Origin of the sequence: Terrisporobacter muris, assembly GCF_024621905.1 — a bacterium.
In the GTDB taxonomy this organism is placed as follows: domain Bacteria; phylum Bacillota; class Clostridia; order Peptostreptococcales; family Peptostreptococcaceae; genus Terrisporobacter; species Terrisporobacter muris.
Map to the genome: position 1 here is coordinate 1 of NZ_JANKBY010000170.1, position 7590 is coordinate 7590.

7 protein-coding genes are annotated in these 7590 nt (G+C 27.2%); all 7 read left to right on the forward strand.

Annotation, left to right across the window (positions count from 1 at the left end; all coding sequences use genetic code 11):
* Window positions 1-795 precede the first annotated feature (795 nt).
* On the forward strand, window positions 796-1056 hold the full coding sequence (locus NSA58_RS12600) for a PqqD family protein (protein ID WP_039679048.1): 261 nt from the start codon (window positions 796-798) through the stop codon (window positions 1054-1056).
* Window positions 1057-1322: 266 nt separating this feature from the next.
* Window positions 1323-2366 (forward strand): acyltransferase family protein, encoded by a 1044-nt coding sequence (locus NSA58_RS12605; protein ID WP_039679047.1) that lies wholly within the window; start codon window positions 1323-1325, stop codon window positions 2364-2366.
* Window positions 2367-2516: 150 nt separating this feature from the next.
* On the forward strand, window positions 2517-2954 hold the full coding sequence (locus NSA58_RS12610) for a hypothetical protein (RefSeq protein WP_039679046.1): 438 nt from the start codon (window positions 2517-2519) through the stop codon (window positions 2952-2954).
* Window positions 2955-3078: 124 nt separating this feature from the next.
* A complete protein-coding gene (locus NSA58_RS12615; RefSeq protein WP_074079748.1) occupies window positions 3079-4248 on the forward strand; it encodes a PucR family transcriptional regulator in 1170 nt (389 codons plus the stop codon).
* Window positions 4249-4404: 156 nt separating this feature from the next.
* Window positions 4405-6030 carry an amidohydrolase gene (locus tag NSA58_RS12620; RefSeq protein WP_039679044.1) on the forward strand — a complete coding sequence of 542 codons (1626 nt, stop codon included), beginning with the start codon at window positions 4405-4407 and terminating at the stop codon, window positions 6028-6030.
* A gap of 229 nt (window positions 6031-6259) precedes the next feature.
* On the forward strand, window positions 6260-7108 hold the full coding sequence (locus NSA58_RS12625) for a L,D-transpeptidase family protein (RefSeq protein WP_074079747.1): 849 nt from the start codon (window positions 6260-6262) through the stop codon (window positions 7106-7108).
* A gap of 236 nt (window positions 7109-7344) precedes the next feature.
* Window positions 7345-7590: DUF6323 family protein (locus tag NSA58_RS12630; RefSeq protein ID WP_257560520.1), on the forward strand; the 246-nt coding region annotated here is incomplete at its 3' end.

Below are 7590 nucleotides of genomic sequence, written 5' to 3' on the forward strand. Positions count from 1 at the left end.
TGACATACAAGTTGTTACTTTGTAGTAATAAAATAAAATAGATAAAATAGATTAAATATATAGATAACATGTGTTTTGAAAAAAGAAGGTGACTCCTATTATCACCTTCTTTTTTCATGTAATAAATTAAACTATAGCTATTTGATTTATAAAATATAAAATTTTGATTATTATTTCTAAAATCTTTGTTGGAGATTGATTCTGGGATTTCGTAGGAATCTAAAACTACTTTATTTTTTGTTTAGAGTAAATAGAAATAAATGTGGTAGTGCATTTATTCTACCACCTTGCTCATAATAGCTCTCTTTTATTACAAAATATTCTTTAAAATCTTTAGGTAAGTTTTTGATTTTAGTATTACATATGCCATTTATATGACAGGCCTTAGGGTAAGTTATTATGTTACTGTCGGTTTGCCTTAAACTGTTCATTGTTGTTGAATTAACCACATAAATTTTGTACAAAGGTTTCTAAAGTGTGCATGTCATATTTACCTCCTCTTATTATATATAATTTAAGTGAAAATATTTAAAATATTCTAACTTTTTGGAATTGGATAAGTTACATTTTTGACCAATGATAATTAAAGTATTATGGTAAGATTTCTTTAATTATTTATATGATTTTGGCTAAAAAGAATTAAGTAGTAAAAATAATGAATTTTATAGCTGGGAAAATGTTTTTATATTTACATTGACATGGGTTTAAAATTAATATAATATTTATAGAATATCAATATATTTTTAACAAAGCTATTACTTTAATATGAATAATAGCTTTAAGGGGGAAGTCGTTATGAAAATAAAAAAAGAATTTTGTATGAGAACTATTTGTGGAGAAAATGCTTTAGTTCCAATAGGTGAGACAGCATCATCTTTTAAAGGAATAATAAAGGTAAATAATATAGGAAGTTTTATTTGGAACAATCTTGAAAATGTTGAAAATGAAGAAGAAATCGTTTTTATGATTATGGATAAATATGGTCTAGGGTTGAATGAAGCCAGAAGTGATGTAGATGACTTTATAAAATACTTAAAGGATGTGAATATAATATAACTCATATAAGAATAAGATAAAAGAAAGTTGTCTATAAATAAATAGTACAACTTTTTTTAATGATAAGAATTTTATACTTTAATATATATTTTTTATGATTAAGTTATGAAAGAAAATTTTTTAGATATATAATATGAAATATTTAGAAATATAACATAAATGTAATATTAGTTTTATTGATAAAAAAAAGAAATTATGGTATTTTAAAGTGTAGACAATTAGAAAATTAGCAAAATAAATGTTAAAATGCAGAAAGAGGGGAACTTATGGACAAATACCTTAGTAATAAACTTAAAAATATGTCTTTATTTATGACTTTCTTTGTTGTTATTCTTCATTCTAACAACTTGGAAAACTCATCTGTACTTAATGTAAATACATTAGTACAAAATGTTATAGGACAAGGAATCGTAAGAATAGCTGTACCTATGTTCTTTGTAATTTCAGGATATCTATTCTTTTATAAATTTAAACCATCAACAGAGGCATTTATATCAAAATACAAAAAAAGATTTAAAAGCTTATTTATACCTTATTTTATATGGTGTACAGGATGGCTTATCATATTATACTTAGTAGAACTTACTGCTTTTGGTAGAGCCATGTTCTCAGATAGAATAATAGCTGATTATAATGCAGTAGAATTATTTAAAAATACTTATATTTATCCTTTGCCATATCAGTTTTGGTATATTAGAGCATTAATGATAAATGTAGTAATTTCACCAATAATCTACTATATAATAGATAAATTAAAGGATAAAGCTTTACTAGTAATAACAGTATTCTGGTTTTTTGATGTAATTTACTATCCTATATTAATGTTTGCCGTAGGTGCTTGTTTTGCCATAGGTAATTTTGATTTATACTTTAAGAAATATAAGGATAAAGGATATTTATTTGGATTAGGATATATTCTAGCTATAGTGCTAAAAACTGTTTTAATATATATGCCTCAAATTCCATACTATGATTATGTATTGCTACTTGCAGAAAATATAATAATCTTATGTGGTGTTCCGTTTGCATGGTTTTTATATGATGTAGTAGGAGAAAGATTTAAGAATAAGTTTGATTTAGGAAAAGAAATGAGATTGGCAAAATACGGGATATTCATTTATTTCTTCCATATTCCGTTGCAATCTATTATTAAAAAAATATGGTTTAAGGTAATGCCAATAAGCTCTATGAGTAGTTTAATAATATTTTTTGTGGCACCTATAATAACAATAACAATATGTTCATGTGTTGCAATATTTATGAGAAAATATATGAGAAAAGTTTACGGAGTACTAACTGGTGGTAGATAAACTCGTATTATAAATTTACAAAATACCTACATAAATTAAAATTATGTAGGTATTTTTTTCAAAAAAATTAGATTATTAAGGTTTAATTAAGCTTTTTGGGAAAAGTAAGTATAATCAAAAGTACTTTTGTAAACAAAAAGGAGGTAAGAAATGAAAAAAAATAATAAGACTATAGCTTTAACAATATTTACATTATCTATAATACTTGGAGCTTTATGTGGGGGTAGTTTGAAAGCTGATGCTATTGAAGGCACAACAACTACATCTACATATAGTGAGGATAATTCATCTCCTAAGTGCCCTTGTCCAAGAGGCGGAAGGGTACTAAAAGAAAGTATCAGTCAATTAAAAGAAAGTGGAGTGCTTACAGAAGATGATGTTAAAAGAATTGACTCTTATATGATCAAAGATAGAGAAGCTAAAAAGGATGAAATTAAAGAACAGATTTATAATGCTGAATGTGAAAAAATTGATAAAATGGTAAGTGAAAAAGTAATTACCAAAGAAAAGGGAGAAAAACTTAAAGCATCAGTAAAAGAAAATATACAAGATATGAAAAGAAATATGAAAAAAGTAAATAATAAATAATTAAAAGGGCTTGGTACTAATGGTTTGGTATCAAGCCTATTAAAATGACAAAACTTTATTGTTTTCATATTTTGTAATATAATACAAGTTGATTAGTAAAAATTAAGAATCAGAGGAGAAGGAAATGTCAGTAGGATTGAAATATCTATATAATGAAATAAAAAAGCATGAAGTAAAACTCCTAGCAGGAGAAAACGGATTAAAAAACAAAGTGAGATGGACTCAATTAGTTGAGAGTGTAGAAGTAGCTAGTTTTTTACAAGGTGGAGAATTACTTTTTACTACCGGATTAGCAATGACATCAAAGGATGATTTATTTAATCTTGTTAAAAAAACTCATGAGATGTTAGCTAGTGGAATTATCATATATATAGGAAAGTATATTGATGAAGTTGATGAAGAAATAATAAATTACTGTAATGAAAATGATTATCCTGTTTTTTCTGTTTCTTGGGGAGTAGAGATGAGAGATACTATGAGGTATTTGTCTGCTCGTATTATTGAGTCAGAAAAAAATTATATAGAGCTATCTAATGCTATAAAAGATGCTATATTTTTACCTGATCATAAAGATCTATTTATGCCTGTATTTAGTAAAGTTGGGTATAAGCCAAATTGGAACTACTATGTAACTATAATTGAAGTAAACTCAAAGGATATTGATAATATTGATTTAAATGCTGAAATGATACAAGTTACTAATTTTATAGATGTAGAGCTGAATTATGTAAGAAGTAATTTTTTTGCTTTTAGTGTAGGCAATCATATTATTATAGTATTTAATAATATTATGTATGAAGATACTGAAGAATTAATGAAAAAATTATATATTAAGCTAATGAAAGAATTTATAGAATTAGAGTTTTATCTGGGAATGGATAAAAAAGATTGCACATTAGAAACTTTTCATAATGGATATGAAGCAAGTAAAAAAATACTTCAAATTAATAAGATCCTTAGAAATGAAAAATCAAATATTAGATTTAGTGATATAGATGTATATAGATTATTTTTAGATATGGACAGTAAAGAAAATTTAAAGAAATTTTATGAAAATAATTTGGGGGTATTAGAAGCATATGATAATATGAATAATACTGATTATTTAAAAGTTATAACTTCTTATTATGAAAATAATTGTAAAATGAATGAAACAGCTAGTGCTTTATTTATTCATAGGAATACACTCAATTATAAGGTAAATAAAATAGAAGAGATTTTAGATATAAATTTAGATGATATAAGCGATAAAAGTAAAATTTACTTATGTACTATTATTAAATATTTATTATAATTCGTGACGTGTTGTATTATAAAAGTCAATTGTGCAAATGCATAAAATTTTATGTAAAAATAAACATGGTCTGCTGTTTTTATTCATGTGATAATAATTTTAAAGTATGTTTAATTTATTGAAATTAAGACAAATTTCTAAAAGGGAGATTGACGTATGAAAAAAATATATTTTAATGGAAATGTAATAACAGTAGACCAAAATGAAACTGTTGCAGAAGCTATCTTAATTGAAGATGGCAAAATAAAAGCTGTTGGAACTAATGATGAAATTTTAGCATTAGATAAAGAGGCAGAGAGAATTGACTTAAATAAGAAAACGGTATTACCAGGATTTATAGATCCACATGGTCATATAGTTGCTATAGCTCAAACTTTAATGATAGTTATGTTAGGAGATGTAACTTCTAAAGAAGAGTTATTAGAAAGATTAAGAAAAGAATTAAAAGAAAACCCAGTAGAAGAAGGAAAATGGCTAATAGGGTTTGGTTATGATAATACTAAATTTGAAGGTGGAGAACATCCAACTAAATTTGATTTAGATACTGTAAGCAAAGAAATACCAATAACAGTTTCTCATGCTTCAGGACACTTAGCGGCTGTAAACTCAAGAGCTTTAGAGCTTTACGGATACTGCGGAGATGATTACATAGTACCAGAAGGTGGAGTTGTAAGAACTGTATCTCCTGATTCAAAAGAGCCAAATGGTGTATTAGAAGAAAATGCTATATTAGATAGTGAAAAGAAAAAAGTAGTACCAAGTCCAGGATTTGAAGATGTATTAAAAGCTATAGTTAGAGCTCAAAAAATATATGCTTCACTTGGAGTTACAACTACTCAAGATGCATCTGTAGAAGAAGCTAATCACTACAATCACATGTTAGGGGCTTGTGCTCAAAACAATATGTTATTCATAGATATAGTAGGGCTTGCTACTCAACCATCAACTAAAAACTTAATGAAAAATGAAGGAACTCCAAAGAGAGAATACTTCAATCACTATAAATTAGGTGGAGCTAAAACTTGGTTAGACGGTTCTCCACAAGGATTTACTGCTTGGTTAAGTAAGCCATATCATGTAGTTCCAGAGGGACAACCTGCTGACTACTGTGGATATGGAACTCAAACTGATGAAGTAGTAACTAATTATTTTGTTGATTGTATAAACATGAATCTTCAAGTTCACGTACATGTTAACGGAGATGAAGCTTGTGAACAATTCTTAAGATGTTACGAAAAAGCTGTTGAAATAACAGGACACGGAACTGAATTAAGACCAGTTATGGTTCACTGCCAAGCTTTAAGATATGATCAATTAGATAGAGTTAAAGCATTAAATGCTGTGCCTACATTCTTCAACGATCACGTTAGATTCTGGGGAGATTTACACCACGATAAAGTGTTCGGACCAGAAAGAGCTCAAAATATATCTCCAATAGGATGGGCATTAGAAAAAGGTATAAAATTCACACTACATCAAGATCCACCAGTAAAATTACCTAACCAAATAATAGGTATACACACTGCTGTAAACAGAACAACAGAAAGTGGAAGAGTTTTAGGTGAACACCAAAGAATATCAGTAATGGAAGCTATAAAAGCTGTTACTATAAATGGAGCTTATCAATACTTTGAAGAAGATGTAAAAGGATCTTTAGAAGTTGGTAAGTTAGCAGATATGGTAATACTTGATAAAAACCCATTAGAAATACCAGCAAAAGAATTAGATACTATAAAAGTTGTAGAAACAATTAAAGAAGGTAAAACTATCTTTGCTATATAATTTTAAACTCCTAGAAGTGGTAAGTCCACATCTAGGAGTTTTTTTAATTGTAAGGAAATTATATGTTATCTGTTCTGTGGATAACATATAATTTCCAACTTTATTACTTGAGCAACGGGCGAAGCCGTTGGCGACATGAGCGAAGCGAATTTTTTATATACTAATAAAAGAACAATTACTATTAAGAATTCATAAAATATTGTAAAACTATTTATTATGGGGTGGGTATATGCATAGAAATAAAAGACAAGTGAATCCAAATGATAGTGTAAAATATACGCTTGCTAATCTTAACTTAAGAGACGAAAAGTCTACACAAGGTAATGTTATAACAGTTATACCAGCAGGTTCAAAAGTTCAAGTTATTGATGCAGAAGAAGATTGGTATGAAGTAGTTTATAATGGTCAAAGAGGGTTTGTTTATAACGAATATTTATCAAAAACACAATATACTTGGACAGATGCCATATTAAGATCTTATCCAGACTCAGCATCAAATCCAGTAGCTATAGTTCCAGCCAAATCAAGGGTACAAGTTTTAGATGTAAATGGAGATTGGAGTAGAGTTATTTATAATGATAAAGAGGGATATATATTTAATGTGTTTTTAAGTAATGATGGCATGGAACCAGGTGGATATGATTTTACTTATTTTGATACAGATATGGTTAAGTTTGTGAATGATAATAATATTAAAAGTCCAACTATAAATTTAATAACTACTAATTTGAAAAATAGATTAACTTATGTATTTAAAAAAGGTCAAAATAATCAGTGGGAGTTGATTTATAAGTGGAGTTGTACTGTAGGTAAGCCTAGTACACCAACTATTACAGGGACTTTTTATATAACAGGTAGAAAGCCATATTTTGGCTCTGATACTTATAGAGTAAAATATGCTACAAGAATTAGAGGCAGCTACTATTATCATTCAATTCTTTTTAATGCTGAAGGAACTGAGATAATTGACGATAGATTGGGTGAAGCTTTAAGTCATGGATGTATCAGATTGGCAGTAGAAAATGCTCAATGGATTTATGATAATGTGTTAGATACAACTACAGTCGTGATTTATTAATATAAGAAGGGCAAGGTGATTATAATCTTGCCTTATTTTAATTGTAAAGAATTTATATTTTATATATTTTTGCATAAAAAAAGAGTAGATAAACTACTTTTGATTTATTGACAAAAAAATATAAATGTAATATACTAAAAGTTAGATTTTATGAACGATAAAATGCATATCAATATTATAATAACATAAAGTGAGACAAAAGTCAAGTGGTTTTGTAAAAAAAGGAGATGATAAAATTGACAAAAAATATTATTTTAAGTTCATTACAAGATAAATCTATGAATATAGTAAAAAATGAAATCTTAAAAATCAATGAAGAATCATCAGTTTATGGATTAATTTTAACCTCTGAAAATGTGGAAGAGATAATTAAATCAAGAGGGTATAGCTTAAAAACTTATGGCAGAATAGATCTTAATATGGATGCAACAAAAAAGATTATAAATAAAATATATATATCACAATATACGGATAAAGAAGAT